This is a genomic window from Fulvivirga marina, from assembly GCF_016775155.1.
In the GTDB taxonomy this organism is placed as follows: Bacteria; Bacteroidota; Bacteroidia; order Cytophagales; family Cyclobacteriaceae; genus Fulvivirga; species Fulvivirga marina.
Map to the genome: position 1 here is coordinate 75,733 of NZ_JAEUGD010000058.1, position 16,670 is coordinate 92,402.

The following is a 16,670-nucleotide window of genomic DNA, read 5'->3' on the forward strand; positions in this document are numbered from 1 at the left end:
TAGTTGGCTTTAATTGATACAAGTATACTGCTTACCTATGGTAGAAGAAAACCCACATCGACCAACCGCAAAATGAAAGGTTGAATCCCTAATAATACCTGCGAATAAAAACAAGGGAAGGGAAGAATTCAAACTGGGTGAGGCTGGAAAGCGAATCTCATCACTCAACCTGACCGAAACAAAAAATCCCTCCGGAACCTGGTTCTCGGAGGGATTTCTGTTGTCTATAGTTGGCTTTAATTGATACAAGTATACTGCTTACCTATGGTAGAAGAAAACCCACATCGACCAACCGCAAAATGAAAGGTTGAGTGTCAAATAATACCTGCGAGTGTATCAGTTTGACAAAAAGGCATGACGCTTTCTCATAAATACAAAACCACCGAACTGTCTGGCAAAGAAGCTGATTTACTATATCTACTCTACAGCTCCGAGAACCAAACTCTAAAAAGGGAGTATATCCTGAAAGTTGTTTGGGGAGATGAGGGCGATTATGTAGGTCGTACGCTGGACGTTTTCATATCGAAATTACGCAAGAAACTCGTGGCCGACACAAGCCTGAAAATAATAAATATACGAGGTATAGGGTATAAATTTGTGATAGGCAACCGGGGTTAAAACCAGTCAGATATGATATTTCTCATCTTGCTATAAATAGACACGAGACTCACCTAAGAAAGAGGCATACCTCTATATAAAGAAGAAAATTAACAGTCCAGGTGCTTCTCTTTTCAAAAAGATTTTTTCTGTTGAAATATGGCATTAGGTATGAGTATATGGTTTTACATAAAATAAAAGAACCAGAGAATAATTCCCTGGTTCTCAAACTATAACAGTTTCTAAAGTAATCGACCCAGATTACCTTAGCACTCGCACATCAAAGTGTGCATTACAATTATCGCTATATCAGGACGCTCAAATCATATTGAATTAACCAGTGTGTGGTTTCAATTGACGGATGTGGCCATCAATTGATGGTGTAATTAACCCTGGGCATTAACAGCTCTCAGAAATACATGAAGTACATAAAAGTCATAGCAGAATCTCACAAACCGAGACTCTGCTACAAACTTAATGAGAGAACACTTTAGCATGCTGTATTTCCAGCAGTAGCCGGACATTCAGCATCCCAGGTATACAATGGGTCCTTAATTTCACAAACGAAGGCAACACTTTGGAATGGACAAAGAACTGAGTTAAGTATCACGGCTCTTCCTCCTCCCTGAGCAGTATTTTGAGATTCTTTAGGAACCTCTGTAACGAAGCTATTAACTTTTAAATCATCGAGTTTTAACTTTGACTTTTTCATAATTGTGATTTTTGGTTGGTTATATTCATCACAATTATAGAGGCTATAATGTATTCAGGAGATGGCCGATTAACCAATGCGTGGTTTCAGTTGATATTTGCTGGGTGTGGATTGATAGGGTTTTGGGAGGTAGGCGCAGAGCCCTCCTCGAGAGAACTCTGCTGAGAAAGAGGCTTAACTCTTCTCGAAATTAAATTTTACAACTTATTTCTTTCACGGGAATTGCGAATCCGTTTACATCATCATAGTCCTGACTTTTTCTAATAAAGTCACGAGCTCAGGAAAATCATCTTTTTTTAAGAACAAATAAGATTTCCCATCATTTTGCATCAATTTCAAGTATGTTGACCAAGTCCCTTTATTCCAATAGCAACCCGCTTCAAACCCTCCACGGCTTTTATAAATAACTTCTGTATAATTTATCGGAGTTGAAGAAAGCACTTTTTGTTGCATCATTTTTATTGACTTCAGTAGTCCATCAATTTCATCGGCATCCAACGAAGCAACCTTTGTATCTGCTGAATAACTGCCTACTACTTCATACTCAAACCTTACTGCACTAATTGATTCATCTGATACTAAGTCGGTATAACGAACAACTTTAACATCAGCTTTATTAATTCTCGATACATCAATAAATTCCTTTTGAATTAGAGTTCCCGCTTTTGCTGAAAACTTTTCAGCATTACTTACTTCATGTTTGTTTTCAATCTGTCCATAGCTGATCTTGAAAGCTAAAAGTGGTATTAGTATAAATAAATGTTTCATTGTTTTACCTTTTTAATTTTCATTTATTTTGTTGCCCCCTACAAAGGAGTCTGTCCACTTGTGAAATAAATCATTCGCACCCCTACTATCAATCTAACTTTCCCAATGATAGCAATCACTTTCCTAAAGTCATTAGGTGGCCTTCAAGAGATAATTAGATAGATTGCCGAATAATTATAATACTTTCAACTTCGCTCCCCGAAAGTGTTCGGAACAGTCCGTACCTCTCTCCACGCAGTGACGATCAAAATATGGTTATTCGTTATTAATTTCACGGTACAGCGATTACCACTTACCGAAATACCATCACCGATTACTAACCACCCTCAACACCCCAGTATCATCCGTATATCTCGGATCATCGATATAGGGCAGTTTTTCCATGGCGGAGACTTCGAGGGTACAGAATTCAAATTCTACTACTACTTTGCCTGTAATTTTGTAAATGCCTTTGCCTCTGAAGGGGTGCTTGTAGGCCACTTGTGGGAAGTGCACGGTATCAATGAAGTGGCCACCACGATCCAGGAAGGTGCCAAAGTTCATGCGATCGCCTTTACTCGTGCTCGTGTTTTTGATGGCCACGAGGTATCCGAGTATGGTTATTTCCTGATTGAGAAAATCCATCATCTCACTAACTCTGTTTATACTTACCGCAGGTTCATCACGGAGTAGCGTGAACGGGTCGCATAGAGGAAAACCAAACAACTCCATTTCCTCAAAAGCATCTTCAAACCGGTAAGTATATAGCTTGGGGAGCTTAATTTCTTTGGTTGGTGCATCATCAAACAAAGACGGTACCAGGTTTGTCTTTTTGGTGCTACCCAAGGCGATATGTGCCTGCCAAAGCAGTTCTTTTTTCGACTTACCGGTAAACCGGAAGCCTCCGGAACGAATAAGCAGGCTCAGCTGCTCCAATGAAATAAAAACACGTTTTAAAAAATCATTCAGGTTTAGGAAAAGTCGCTTACTACGAGCCATTAATATATTTTCTATTACCTGGCCCTCAAGATCCTTGATCAGATCAAACCCCAGGTAAATCCTCTCCCTTTCTATCACAGCATAAGCCGCACTTTTATTTACACACGGATGCACAATCTGCGCTCCATGCATACGTGCTTCATGGATGTATAGCTCTCTCCTATAAAAACCACCCCCATTATTGAGCACACTTACCATATACTCCAACGGATAGTGAGCTTTCAAAAAAAGACTTTGGTAACTCTCCACTGCATACGAGGCAGAGTGCCCTTTTGCAAAAGCATAACCGGCAAAGCTTTCTATTTGCCGCCACACATCCGCAGCTAATTCATAGGAATGCCCTTCTGCTTTGCAATTGGCAAAGTACTTCTCTTTCACCTTCTGAAACTCTTCCCTTGAACGAAATTTACCTGACATCCCACGGCGAAGTACATCGGCCTCTCCCAGGTCCAGCTTGGCAAAATAGTGCGCCACTTTGATCACATCCTCCTGGTACACCATCACCCCAAAGGTATCTGGCATAATCTTCAACAATACAGGGTGTGCATCCTTCACCCTTTCAGGATCACGAAACCTCAAAATATATTCACGCATCATCCCCGACTTAGCCACGCCGGGCCTGATGATGGAGCTGGCAGCCACAAGCCCCAAATAATGATCTACCCGAAGCTTCTTTAGCAGCATACGCATAGCCGGTGACTCCACATAAAAGCAACCAATGGCCTGCCCCTCTCTCAAAATGGCTTTTACCTGCCTATCTTCTTTAAAGCGCTTGATATCGTGAATATCAATCTCTTCATCTTCGGGCCGATTCTCCCTGATGATCTCCAGTGTATCTTTAATCTTCCCCAGCCCTCGCTGACCTAAAATATCAAACTTATAAAGTCCGATATCTTCTGCAATCACCATATCGAAATGAGTAACAGGAAAGCCTTTTGGCGGCAAGCTGGTAGCAGTATAGTTGTGAATAGATTTTTCAGCGATTAAGATGCCTCCGGCATGCACACTCATATGACTGGGGAAGCCTGATATCAACTGACCATACCTCAACACCAGGGCTGATACCTGATCCACTGCTTCACCTCCCTCAGTCAACCGGTCAATCTCATGAGGTGGCAGACCAAACACCTTACTAAGTTCTCTTACCATAGCCCGGTACTGAAAGGTACTGTAGGTAGCCAACAGTGCCACCCCGTTGGGCACCCTTTTGTTGAAATACTCAAAAATAAACCTTGTTACATCTTCCCGGTCACGCCACGAAAAGTCGATATCAAAGTCGGGCGGATTTTTCCTGTACAGGTTGATAAACCGCTCAAAGTACAGATCCAGCTCTATCGGGTCCACATCCGTGATCCTTAGCAGGTAGGCTACTATGCTATTAGCTCCACTTCCCCTGCCTACATAAAAGTACCCCCTCTTACGTGCATAGCATACTATTTTACAGTTGATAAGAAAATAAGCCAAAAAGCCCTTCTGCCTTATAGTGGCCAGTTCGTTCTCCACTCTGTCCAAAATATCATCACCAGGATCGTCATAGCGATATTTCAACCCGCGCATGCACAACCGGTGTACCAGCCGGTAGTCCTCCTCCTCAGAGCCTGTATATGTTTTCAGGTTGAGCTGAGCACTTTCCCCAAATTCAAATGAGATATGGCACCCATCCAAAAGTTTGGCCGCATTGTCTACCAGCCCCGTAAACTCTTCGTACTTTTCCCTCAGTTCTTCCGCGGGCATCATCCTGTGGTGCGACTCACCTTCCTCTGATTTGGACAACTTGCTAAGCAGGGTGTTGTTATCAATAGCCCGTAACAACCGATGAGCATTGTAGTCTCTCTTTTTGCGAAAGGTAACAGTTTGCAATGCTACTAATTTCTCTTGCCGGTGCCTCCATGGAGAAAAGCGCAAACGCATAATGTCTTCAGGACGCACACCAATGAATTCGTTCTTCCTTAAAACCTCTCCTGAAAAACCCGCAAAAGGATAGATCACATAAACATGCTCAAAAGCCGGCGCCCGAGTTGAAATACTTTCCTTCTTATGCAGATGCCATGAAACATACTCATTGAGTTCCCTAAAACCCTCATTGTTTATAGCAATACCAATAAACTGCTGCTGCGCACCATTCCTGAAATCAATCCCCAACACAGGCCTTACTCCATACTTCTCCGACAGCCGAACGAAGTTCAGACAACCTGCTGTAGAGTTGATGTCGGTCAATGCCAGGCAATCTACTCCAAACCGCTGTGCCTCCTCTAATAGCTCTCCGGGACTGATAGCACCATATTTAAAGCTGTAATATGTATGATTGTTCAAGTACATTTTTTTGTTACTAGTCCCTAGTTCATGATTCACTACCGCTCACCAGATACCTATCGCCAAATACCAATGTCTTCCATCTTCGGTCTTCTGTCTCCAGACTTCCCACTTCTCTAAGCCCTCCTGTTAGGCAAAAGTGGCGGTGGCTCTCCTCTAAAAGGATTAAACCGGCTAATCGTCTTGGCTTCTATACCAGCCGCACGCATCACGCTTCTGTCTCCATGCTTATCTCTCACTTTATCCATAGCCTGATACAGGTTGATCATCTCGGTGGCATCTTCAAAAAGGTTGATCTGATACCCTCCATTCACCAGGTGACTGAACCGGACACCTATCAGCCGGACCAGTAGCCGTTTGTTGTATAGCTTATCAAACAATTCCAGCACCTTAGGTATAAGAACATGATCGGCAGAGGTATAAGGAATACGGTTTTGCAGGGTATGGGTATTAAAATCAGAATACCGCACTTTTACCGTCACGCATGAGGTAAGTTTTTCTCCCCTCCGAAGCTGGAAGGCAAGGTTTTCTGCCATTGCCAGTAAGATCCCTTTTAACTTGATCACATCTATGGTGTCTCTGTCAAAAGTTCGCTCTGTAGAAATAGATTTACGCTCCGAATATGGTATCACCAGGGAACGGTCAATACCATTGGCTTTTTCCCAAATGGTGACTCCATTCTTGCCAAACACTTTTTCCATCAGCTCCATAGGCATTTCCTGGATGGTCTGTATCTTCCTTATGCCCAGATCACGCAATGCATGGTAGGTCTTCTCTCCCACCATCGGTATTTTGGTCACAGATAGCGGACCAAGGAAGGCTTTTTCCAAACCATAATCAACTTTAAGCTGATTATTAGGCTTGGCCTCTCCGGTAGCTACTTTCGAAACCGTTTTATTCTCAGACAAACCAAACGAAATGGGCAGCCCGGTTTCTTTCATTATTTTCTTACGCAGCTCTGAGGCCAGCACCAGACTGTTGAAAAACCGGTCCATCCCCGAAAGGTCAACATAAAACTCATCTATGGAAGTTTTTTCATATACCGGTACTCCTTCTTTAATGATCTCTGTTACCTCCTCCGATTTTTTAGAGTATGTGCCGGCGTTACCCTTAATAATAATAGCCTCCGGACATAGCTGGCGAGCCAGCTTCATAGGCATAGCCGAATGGACTCCAAACTTCCTGGCCTCGTAGCTACACGATGCGACCACCCCCCGGTCAGTTGTGCCTCCTATCAGGATGGGTTTACCTATAAGCTTACTGTCAATAAGCCTTTCGCAAGAAACGAAAAAGGTATCAAGGTCCATATGTAAAATTGAGCGCTCTGCCATAAAGTTGTGATCCCGTATCACTTACAAATATAATATCCGTAGACTAAATTCAATAGCTAATACTAATAATTTTAGTATTATAAATATTGAGAGATTTAAGCTAGTTTTAGGCTTTAGTATGCAATGGAGAGATGAGGTTCTATAAAAAATTCACTTTTAAGGTTGCTGCCAGGCTTTTTATGATCCTCGCAGTGATGGCGGCTTTTGCCTTGATCTTTGGAGACGACAGGCTGTTCTTCAATCAAATTATTTTATTCATCGTTCTTGTTTTACAGGTAGTGGAATTACTCAAGTTCATTAACCACACCAACCGGGAGCTGGCAAAATTCCTGCTTGCTATAAAATACCGAGATTTTTCAATCAATTTCAGTAAAAGCAAGATCGGGCAGTCGTTTGATGAGCTTAATGAAGCCTTTACGGAGATTATTGATACCTATAAAAATGTGACTATCGAGAATGAGGGCCAGTTTCATTACTTAAAGATGGTCGTCAGCAATATCAACATCGGCATCATATCTCTTGAAAACAATGAAAATATTGTATTGATCAACAAACCCGCAGAACAGGCACTAAGTGCAGAGGGAGTTAGAAACTGGAAGATACTAAAATCCAAACAACCTTCATTTGTACAGGAAATTGACGCTATTGGCGATACCGGCCGCAAGTTGATCAACATTGATGTTCATGGCGAAAACAGAACACTTTCTGTCGATGTGAACTCAATGATCATGCTCAATAAAACTTATAAACTGATCACTTTTCAGGATATTAAAGGGGAAATTGAGCAAACGGAAATAGAGGCTTGGCATAAGCTCATCCGCATTCTTACCCACGAGATTATGAATAGCGCCACTCCTATCTCTTCCCTCACCGAAACCATGCAAACCATGCTGGAGAAAGATGGGAAACAAAGGCCTCTGGAGGAACTGGATGAGGAAACTATTGAAGACCTGCGCTTTTCATTAAAAACCATACAAAAACGTAGCAACGGCATGGTTGCTTTTATTAATGATTACAGAAAGTTAACCAAGGTAGCCAAACCAAAACTTGAGTCTGTAACGGTACAGGAATTGTTCAGTTCTATCGAGAACCTGATGAGCAGTCAGTTAAGCAAAGAAAACATCCGGCTTGAAATCCGGATCGATAAAATAACCACCATGCAAATGGATAGTCACCTGATTGAGCAGGTGCTAATTAACCTGATCACCAATAGTATCCATGCCCTTGAAGGGGCGACCAACCCCACCATTCACTTAAAGGCCTATAAAGATTACGACAAGCAAGTGATTGAGATCAGGGACAACGGTTGTGGTATCTCTAAAAAGGAACTCAATCAAATATTTGTACCTTTCTTCTCCACCAAAAAGCATGGCTCCGGCATTGGTTTAAGTCTCTCAAAACAGATCATGCATCTGCACGGTGGCAACATCAAAGTAAGCTCGGAACTTGGCGAAGGTACGGAGATACGGTTGTTTTTTAGGGAGTAGTATGCTGCCTCCGTAGAGCAACCTGATCCAAACCGGTGTATGTCCCCTGACCATGAAGAGGGAATAACATAAAACATAAAGGAACCTGTAAGGAAGAGTATAAACAAAAAAGGCCTGCTATAATAGCAGGCCTCAAGGGACAGTTATTCCGATAAGCACCTCTCCTTAAATACTTAGAAATAAGTGTCTGTCCCTATAATTGATTTTGGCTCTCGAACAGACATTCTTATGTTGACCTTTAAAACCCATCATCTCCATTAAAATCACCACCTCTTTCTCCATTTCTTTCTCGGGTCTTTTTCTGTTTCAGGCGGTAAGTAAATGTTGCCATGATCTGTCTGGCCCTCCATTGAAACTCAGAATCCTGATAAAGGTCTTCCGTATCGGTTTCCCACCTCCATTTCCTGGAATTCAAGAGGTCTCGTACATTAAGTGCTATGGTACCTTTGCCCTTAAAAACATCTTTACTCAGCCCCATATCAATCATATAAAAGGCTTTTACTCTACCTTGAGTATCATTTTGTGGCGCTCTGTATCGGCCACTGATCTGGTAGTCTAACACCTTAAACAATGTCATTTTTGAAGTAACTCTGGCCCACATGGTATAGGTATCGTTTGAAAGGTCCTGCTCCAGATATTGCCCTTTGGTAATTGAGCGATAAAAGTTGGCGCTACCGTTTAGCTTCCACCACTTATCCACCTCTTTGGAAAATGTAAATTCAATACCATAGGCATCGCGACTATTCAGGTTTAAGGGGATGGCATAGGTAATGCTATCTTCCACATAGCGAATCCTGTCAATCACACCGGTAGAGTGGCGGTAGTAGAAGCTTGTAAACAGTGATGCTGAGTTCCAGTTTTTCAAGTATCCAATTTCATAGGCATCGGTATACTCGGGATCAAGATCAGGGTTTCCCGCTCTGATGTTACGCGGGTCGGTAAAGTTCGAAAACGGATTCAAACTCCAAAACCCCGGACGGTCGAGCCTTCTGCTATAGCTCGCCTGTATGGAGTTCTGGTTTTTAAGCTCATAAGTCAGGTGCGCACTGGGGAACAAACCTGTATAGTTCTTATCATTTTTGAGATCAGTCTGTACCAACTCTGTTGTGATATCAGTGATCTCAGTTCTAAGCCCAAGCTGATAGGAAAATTTCCCGGCTTTATTACCATATATAGCATAAACTGCATGAATATTCTCATCATAATTAAAGTCATTGGTAAAGCCTTCCAGTGTCTCAAACTGGCCATTTCCATCCAATTGTTCTACAATGTATGCATTATCAATTCTTCTAAATGACCCTCGATATCCAGCTTCAACCTTTGCATTTTTACCGGTGGGATGTACATAATCTGTTTGTAATAACAGGTTATTTTCAAATTCATCATTTAAAGACTGCTGCAACACATCAGGCTTAAATATTTCGCCTGGCAGCGGAACAACACCTTGTCTTTGCTCTGCATCCTCAACTTCACTGCTTTCTCTATATTGAATATCAGCTGTGAGTTTATGCTTTTCATTGCTAAAGGTTTTGGTATAGTTCAATGAAAATTCAATATTCTCTTCATCCTCCAACTCATCATCAAATCTTTGGGTTCTTGATATCAGATTGCGATTAATATCATAATCAGTATAGAACAATTCTGTCTCATTGTCTTCGTCAGATATTCTGTAAAGCGCAGCTACAGTAATGGTATTTTTATCGTTGAGGTAAAAGTCTGAACCAAACCTGAAGTTATTGGATATACCTCCACGCGTCCGGTCTCGGGTAATATCGGTATAGTACGTAGTATCTTCTTTATAAAAGATCTGATTGGCAAAACCTGAACCCGGGCTTTTCCTATAATTGATACCATAATTAGCAAACAGATTCATCCACCTTTTTCTGTAGTTCACATTAAAAGAGAGTCCATAGTTATCAGGGTATCCGGCATTAGCACTGAATGAACCATTAACACCGTCATTATTCTCTTTTTTCAAAATAATATTGATGATACCGGCATTTCCCTGGGCTTCATATTTTGCCGATGGATTAGTAACTACCTCTACCCGCTCGATGAGATTCCCCTGCAATTGTCTTAGGGCGTCAGTACTGCTTATACCCACCAAGCCTGATGGCTTACCGTTGATAAGCACCCTTACATTCTCACTACCTCTAAGGCTTACGTTACCATCAATATCTACACTTACGGAAGGTATGTTATCCAATATATCCGCAGCATTTGCTCCGGTGTTGCTAAGGTCCTGCCCTACGTTAAATATACGCTTATCAAGCTCCATCACCATTTGACTCTTCTCTCCTGTAATCACCACCTCTTTGAGGGTTTCAGCATCAGTACTAAGTTTAATTACCCCAAGATCCTTACCTCCTGCTTCTAAAGTAATGTTGAAATTTCTAGACACATATGAAATAAACTGAACTTGCACGATGTATTTTCCCGGCCTGCCTTTTATAATAAAGCGACCATTGGCATCAGTAATACCTCCATCAACCAGTGTGCTGTCCATGGCTTTTAACAAACTTACTGACGCATACTCTAACGGGGAGCCTGACTCGGCATCAATCACAGCACCAGTCACCGTAGGTGCTTGAAGCCCACCCTGATCCCCTCTCTGGGCAAATGACATTGAGATGGTTAGAAATGCGACTAGAAGTAAAAAATTTTGTTTCATTTGTGCTTTATGAATATTGAAAAATAACTGTCGTCCTTTTTAATTGTTAACTACAAAACTATATCCCGGGTTTGATTTAAATATGTATGAAACCTGAAGTAATTCTGAAGTTTAAAATATTATCTCAATCTTATGGCTCTCATCCTGATGTTGATAAGTAATATCAAACGAACTCACCTCACATATTTTTTTTACTATCGACAGCCCAAGTCCTATAGACTCTTTACTTTGGTTGTCTTTCCTGAACCTCTCAAATAACAACCCAGGATCTGATTTAAGTGCTGCCCCTGTATTACTGATGGACAGGGATTTAGCACTTAAAACTACCTTGACCCACCCTTCTTCGTAGTTATGCCTGATGGCATTTTGTATCAGGTTGGTAACCATAATAGCCGCCAGAGTATTGTCAATTTTTACTTTAACATTTTCCTGTATCTCTGTCTCAATTTTTATGGATTTCAACCCTGCCAGCTCCTTAAAGTCAAATAGCAACTTTGATAAAAGTTTATTAAGGTCGATCTCCTCGGTACTCTCAAACTCTTTGTTCTCAATTTTGGTCAATAGCGACAGGGCTTTACCCATTCTGGAAAGACGCTGAACCGACCCTTGAGCAGAAACAATTAATGCAACCTGCTCATCGGTAAGATTATCTGACTCCATAAGCAGCTCAAGCTTGCCATTAGCAATGGAAAGTGGCGTTTGCATTTCGTGTGATGCATTTTCGGTAAATTCCTTAAGTGACTGATAATCCGTTTGGATTTTTTCCGTCATTTCCTCCACAAATTTATTGAGCTTATCAAACTCCCGGGTGCTTGACTTTTTGTACTTAATATGGTCGTTTTTTCTGAGGCTGAAATTTTTAATATGCTCCAGGGTAAAATTGAAAGGTTTCAACAGAAAAACAGAAGCTACCCAACTAAGAATAAGCACCACTACGAGCAGAAGTAAATACACTTTGATCAAGGCTTCGTTTACTCCTTCTGCAACATCATCTTCTTCAACAATTAGATCATACAATGTGACCTTATAGTATTGATCACCTACTTTTTTAACCACGTCAAGCTTGTTATGAGGCTCCATCCGTTGCAAGGTGCTATGCATAACTACAGTATCAGAAAAAGCTATTTCTGTTTCTTTAGCCCTGGTGCCCAAGGGTATGATCTTGATTTTATCGCGTTCAAACGGCTTATGAAGCTTTCTGCGTTCTATCATCCGAATGGCAAAATCCAACCGCTCTTTCAAGAACCGTTGTTCTTCAAACACCACCTCGCGCATAATAATCTGATGTGTAATAAGACCTCCTATCAAAAAAACGACCAGAGAGATCAGTAAATAAAGGAGTGTGATCTTAAAGATTAGCTTCATGGCCGTTATATGTTAGGGTTAAATTTATACCCTGAGCCATACATGGTCTGTATATAATCCCGGCCACCTGCCTGTACAATTTTCTTCCTTAGGTTCTTAATATGCTGATAAACAAAATCAAAGGAGTCTACAGAATCCATATAATCACCCCAGAGGTGCTCGGCGATTGACTGCTTGGTCAGCAACCTGCTTTTATTGACGATCATGTAGAGCAGCATTTCGTACTCTTTGCGGGTAAGGTCCAGATATTCGTCATTGACTTTAACCTCCATGGTATCTGTATTGAGACTTATTTCATTAAATATAATGTCATGGGCTCCCCCCAGATGCCTTCTTCGGTAAATAGCCTTAAGTCTTGCATTCAGTTCCGACAAATGAAAAGGTTTGGGCAAATAATCATCAGCTCCCAAATCCAGCCCTTTGATCTTATCATCAAGGGCATTTTTAGCTGACAGGATCAGTACACCCGTGTCAGCACTCTGCTGTTTCACAAATTTGAGAATATCCAAACCATCTCCATCTGGCAACATAAGATCGAGCATAATAATATCATACTCAAAGCCGGACAGTTTATTTATCGCGTTCTGATAGTTGTTACACCACTCGCACACATAGCCTGCCTTAGCCAGGTAAGAAATTATATTGCTGGCTAACTCGGCGTGATCTTCTACTAATAACAGTTTCATTGATTTTAATAGTTTCTACATCTGCACCGAACATGGCTCCAATGCATTCAGCATGTTTGTTAAGCTTCGTTTGTTTTCAAATATATCAATAGTTTCTGAAGAGATTTTGAAGAAATAAAATGTCATTTACAGTACATATCATACTGATCATGGCTTATCAACTACAATACCTTAACTTTCTACTTTAAATTACAGCCTTGAAAGACGCTCATCCAACGCCCGGTTATATTCTGCCGATCATAGTGATCGCCCAGTTTGCAGGCACCTCATTGTGGTTTGCCGGCAACGCTATTTTACCTGATTTGGAAAAGGCATTATCTCTCCCTGCCGATGCGCTTGGGGTTATTACCTCCGCAGTCCAGCTCGGGTTTATTACAGGTACACTTACTTTTGCATTTTTGACTATCGCTGATCGTTTTTCGCCATCAAGGGTATTTTTCATCTGCGCCCTACTGGGGAGCATCTTCAACCTCGGTCCGTTAATCTCTAACAGCTACGAAATGATCCTCTCCTTCAGGTTTATAACAGGATTTTTCCTTGCCGGAATATACCCCATTGGCATGAAAATCGCCTCTGACTGGCACAAGAAGGGGTTGGGCAAGGCCTTAGGCTATCTGGTTGGCGCTTTGGTACTAGGTACGGCATTCCCTCATTTGATCAGAGATCTTACAGGTAGCCTGCCATGGAAATATATATTGATCGCCACCTCATCAGTAGCAGTTATGGGAGGCATTGCCATTCTGGCTGGTGTTGGCGATGGACCATTCAGAAAAAGAGGTAGCAAATTTGATTTGGGAGTGATCTTTAAGTTATTCAGGCATAATGATTTCAGAAATGCCGCTTTTGGATATTTTGGACACATGTGGGAGTTGTATGCCTTTTGGGCCTTCACCCCCTTTATATTAAGATACTATAATTCATCAGTCGGTACTGAGCTAAATGTATCCCTCTGGTCTTTTATAACTATAGCAGTAGGTGCATTATCCTGCGCTTTAGGTGGTCATTTAGCTATGAGCATTAGCAGTAAAAAAGTAGCTTTTTTTGCACTAGCCCTATCCGGCATCTGTTGTATCCTGTCACCTTTGCTATTCATGGCTCCTATAGTTATTTTCATTGCCATCTTACAAGTATGGGGTATGGCTGTAGTAGCTGACTCGCCTCAGTTCTCCACTTTAGTAGCCCAGACGGCAAACAAGGCCTATATTGGAACCGGCCTTACTGTAGTCAATTCTATAGGTTTTGCTATTACAATTATAAGTATTCAGCTGTTGACGTGGCTCAATGGTTTTGTTCAATCTGATTATCTGTTTCTTACACTGGCAGTCGGACCTGTCTTCGGACTGATGCACCTTACTAAGGTAGAGACCAGTAAATAGAACAGGAGCCTCCTCAGTTCAATAACCTTAAAATATTAAACTCATCTTCGGAGGCTCCTTTCAAATTAACTAATCTTAAATCTGTATTTCGGCATCTCTACTATTTCCCTACTAGCAGCCGGCATAGGTGAGCAACCACTATTGCAGGCTTGTATACAGGATTTTGATATTTCACCCACAGCAATCAGGTTAACAACCCCCAGAGACTCTCTGGGAGATAATACTTCTACGGAAACCACAGTAAACAAATTCATTAGGGTCTTCAAGCACATCGAAAAAAAGTCAGTAGTATATGATTCGTTTCGAGCAGTTGCAGGAAGCGATGTAATGAGGAGTAAGGTCAGACCCCAAGAGGAAATAAAAGCTTTTTTCATAAAATTTAGGGGAACAAATTATTGATAAGAAACTCCCTTATCAATATACAAAAAGATGAATAGAATCAGAAGTCAAATTATTAGAAAAATTATATACTAATAATATTATACCCAAACATAATCACCAATAGTAAGGTAAAATTCTATATTCAAAATATGAATTACAATTAAAAATCGACTCCAATTGCCCATTAAAGCATTTTTCTGTATTAACCTGTAAGGATATACCTGGCAGATATACTATTAAACAAAATAATAAACTTTGATGCTTTCTATATCCGATTACTCCAAGAGCTATGGCTTCGAACCTGTTTTAGACATCCGTAAGCAAAACTTTCCTGTGGGCAATCACCTCATCCAGGGCAGCAACGGATCTGGCAAAACCACATTATTCAAATCTATTGCAGGCATGTTAAAATTTGACGGAGAAATTGCCCTGCAAGGTGAGATTAGCCTGGTGAAAGACCCTGTTAAATACAGGTTACATGTCAGCTATTGTGAAGCTGAACCTAGGTTCCCTCCTTTTTTAACTGCACACGATCTTATTTCTTTTGTAGCCAAAGCCAAGAAGGCTTCTAAACAGCAAGTAAACAGCCTCATAGAAGCACTAAACCTAGACAGCTTTATTCATCAGCCGGTAAAGACCTACTCCTCAGGCATGCTAAAAAAGACCTCACTACTTCTGGGTTTCCTGGGGCACCCCAGAGTAATCTTGCTGGATGAACCTTTTACCACCATCGATGCTGACACGCTTAAATCACTGGCCCAACTCATCTCTCAACATCAGCAGGGATGTGTATTCCTCATCTCCACACACCAAGACCTGAAACAGATTCCTGTCAATTTTAAGAGTACCTTTTTCATCGATAACAAAAAGCTTAACATCAGGTCATGAGATATACCTATATCCTCCTAAAGCTCATAGCGAAGCAGTTTTATATTCAAAACAGTGGCATATTTCTTTTATTCTTGTTTTTTGGCCTGGGTTTTCTTAGTGGCAAAGAGCATATTGCACTGGCATCATCCATTGCACAGAGTCCTGCACTTTTATTTTATATTATAATCTGCTGGTCAGCTTACCTATGGGCAAGCGTTAGATTCGTGCAGGAAGCCATTGCTTCTAAAGAAAACCTTTGGGTTAGGAATATTATTTTCTTTAAGGCCAAACAGCAATGGATCATGTTGATCATTACCCAAATAGTACTCAATGCTCCAATCATTGCCTATGCCGGGTTCATTAGCATATTTATAGCCAAATATAACCAGTGGAGTAATCTGGCCATGTTGACCACTTATATCGTTTTAAGTAACTTATTACCCATAGTTTTTTACAGGAAACGGCTCGCGGCGCCTATAGGTGACAATAAATCAAGTCGACTAAAAGTCAGAGCCAACCGACTGATAGCAACTCCGGTGTGGCTATGGTCACTCAACAGCTTACTACACAATCGTTCTTTCCTCTACCTGATCACCAAAACACTGTCTATTGGAGTATTGATAGCATTTACGACCATAGATAATGCAAGTGTTTATGACTGGAGATGGCTAAGCATTGGTGTGATACTGGTTTCTATGATCAATATTACGCTTATCACGGAACTTTTCAACTTCTTTAAACGAGATGTCCCATGGATGATGAACATGCCTCTTTCTGGTTTGGAAAGAACTTTTATTCAATGGAACAGCCTCCTCTTGCTAATACTGCCAGAAGGGTTCGTTTTTATAAAATATTTTCCCAAAGACCGTCCCCTGGGTTTGTTTGTTGAGCTAACCATCTTTGCTCTTAGCATCTGTCTGTCATTGTTTGCCTCTTTTTCTGTTTTATCACCAGAGGCTGACAATAATCTAAAGAAATATTTCTTTTTCGCTATCATACTGTTTTTACTTTGCCTTTTTGGCATTCCGCCAACTCTGAGTGCATTTTTACTTTTTTCATTTACGCTAACCGTACATGTCTCCCACTATAAAATTAACCTCGAATAAGTAACACCAACAGGAGTTAAAAAGGATTT

The 16,670-nt window shown here is 41.1% G+C and carries 13 protein-coding genes; 5 read left to right on the forward strand and 8 right to left on the reverse strand.

Annotated elements, in window-relative coordinates:
- Window positions 1-354: 354 nt before the first annotated feature.
- Complete coding sequence (locus JMN32_RS16740; protein WP_202857509.1) at window positions 355-618, forward strand: winged helix-turn-helix domain-containing protein; 264 nt, start codon at window positions 355-357, stop codon at window positions 616-618.
- 469 nt (window positions 619-1,087) lie between these two features.
- Here the strand turns inward: JMN32_RS16740 and JMN32_RS16745 are convergent, their stop codons facing one another.
- The 4 genes from JMN32_RS16745 to dinB form a co-directional block, all read right to left on the reverse strand.
- The gene (locus JMN32_RS16745; RefSeq protein WP_202857510.1) at window positions 1,088-1,309 is read right to left on the reverse strand and encodes a pinensin family lanthipeptide; all 222 of its coding nucleotides are present in this window, start codon (window positions 1,307-1,309) and stop codon (window positions 1,088-1,090) included.
- A gap of 234 nt (window positions 1,310-1,543) precedes the next feature.
- Window positions 1,544-2,077 carry a hypothetical protein gene (locus JMN32_RS16750; RefSeq protein WP_202857511.1) on the reverse strand — a complete coding sequence of 178 codons (534 nt, stop codon included), beginning with the start codon at window positions 2,075-2,077 and terminating at the stop codon, window positions 1,544-1,546.
- A 306-nt stretch (window positions 2,078-2,383) separates the two neighbouring features.
- Window positions 2,384-5,374 carry a DNA polymerase III subunit alpha gene (locus JMN32_RS16755; protein ID WP_202857512.1) on the reverse strand — a complete coding sequence of 997 codons (2,991 nt, stop codon included), beginning with the start codon at window positions 5,372-5,374 and terminating at the stop codon, window positions 2,384-2,386.
- A gap of 110 nt (window positions 5,375-5,484) precedes the next feature.
- Window positions 5,485-6,699 carry a DNA polymerase IV gene (dinB, locus tag JMN32_RS16760; RefSeq protein ID WP_202857513.1) on the reverse strand — a complete coding sequence of 405 codons (1,215 nt, stop codon included), beginning with the start codon at window positions 6,697-6,699 and terminating at the stop codon, window positions 5,485-5,487.
- Window positions 6,700-6,830: 131 nt separating this feature from the next.
- On the opposite strand from dinB, the gene JMN32_RS16765 reads away from it, so the two are divergent.
- Window positions 6,831-8,186 carry a sensor histidine kinase gene (locus JMN32_RS16765; RefSeq protein WP_202857514.1) on the forward strand — a complete coding sequence of 452 codons (1,356 nt, stop codon included), beginning with the start codon at window positions 6,831-6,833 and terminating at the stop codon, window positions 8,184-8,186.
- A gap of 238 nt (window positions 8,187-8,424) precedes the next feature.
- Here JMN32_RS16765 and JMN32_RS16770 read toward each other — a convergent pair whose 3' ends face one another.
- From JMN32_RS16770 to JMN32_RS16780, 3 genes are all read right to left on the reverse strand, one after another.
- Window positions 8,425-10,857: an outer membrane beta-barrel family protein gene (locus JMN32_RS16770; RefSeq protein WP_238354517.1), complete on the reverse strand. Its 2,433-nt coding sequence runs from the start codon at window positions 10,855-10,857 to the stop codon at window positions 8,425-8,427.
- Between the two features lie 111 nt (window positions 10,858-10,968).
- The gene (locus JMN32_RS16775) at window positions 10,969-12,222 is read right to left on the reverse strand and encodes a sensor histidine kinase (protein ID WP_202857516.1); all 1,254 of its coding nucleotides are present in this window, start codon (window positions 12,220-12,222) and stop codon (window positions 10,969-10,971) included.
- A gap of 5 nt (window positions 12,223-12,227) precedes the next feature.
- Window positions 12,228-12,908 (reverse strand): response regulator transcription factor, encoded by a 681-nt coding sequence (locus tag JMN32_RS16780; protein ID WP_202857517.1) that lies wholly within the window; start codon window positions 12,906-12,908, stop codon window positions 12,228-12,230.
- Between the two features lie 197 nt (window positions 12,909-13,105).
- Here JMN32_RS16780 and JMN32_RS16785 point away from each other — a divergent pair, with 197 nt between their 5' ends.
- Window positions 13,106-14,284 (forward strand): MFS transporter, encoded by a 1,179-nt coding sequence (locus JMN32_RS16785; protein WP_202857518.1) that lies wholly within the window; start codon window positions 13,106-13,108, stop codon window positions 14,282-14,284.
- Between the two features lie 65 nt (window positions 14,285-14,349).
- Here JMN32_RS16785 and JMN32_RS16790 read toward each other — a convergent pair whose 3' ends face one another.
- The gene (locus tag JMN32_RS16790) at window positions 14,350-14,658 is read right to left on the reverse strand and encodes a hypothetical protein (protein ID WP_202857519.1); all 309 of its coding nucleotides are present in this window, start codon (window positions 14,656-14,658) and stop codon (window positions 14,350-14,352) included.
- Window positions 14,659-14,923: 265 nt separating this feature from the next.
- Between JMN32_RS16790 and JMN32_RS16795 the strand changes: the two genes are divergently transcribed.
- The gene (locus JMN32_RS16795) at window positions 14,924-15,553 is read left to right on the forward strand and encodes an ABC transporter ATP-binding protein (RefSeq protein WP_202857520.1); all 630 of its coding nucleotides are present in this window, start codon (window positions 14,924-14,926) and stop codon (window positions 15,551-15,553) included.
- On the forward strand, window positions 15,550-16,641 hold the full coding sequence (locus tag JMN32_RS16800; RefSeq protein ID WP_202857521.1) for a hypothetical protein: 1,092 nt from the start codon (window positions 15,550-15,552) through the stop codon (window positions 16,639-16,641). The genes JMN32_RS16795 and JMN32_RS16800 overlap by 4 nt, the downstream gene beginning before the upstream one ends.
- Window positions 16,642-16,670: the final 29 nt, after the last annotated feature.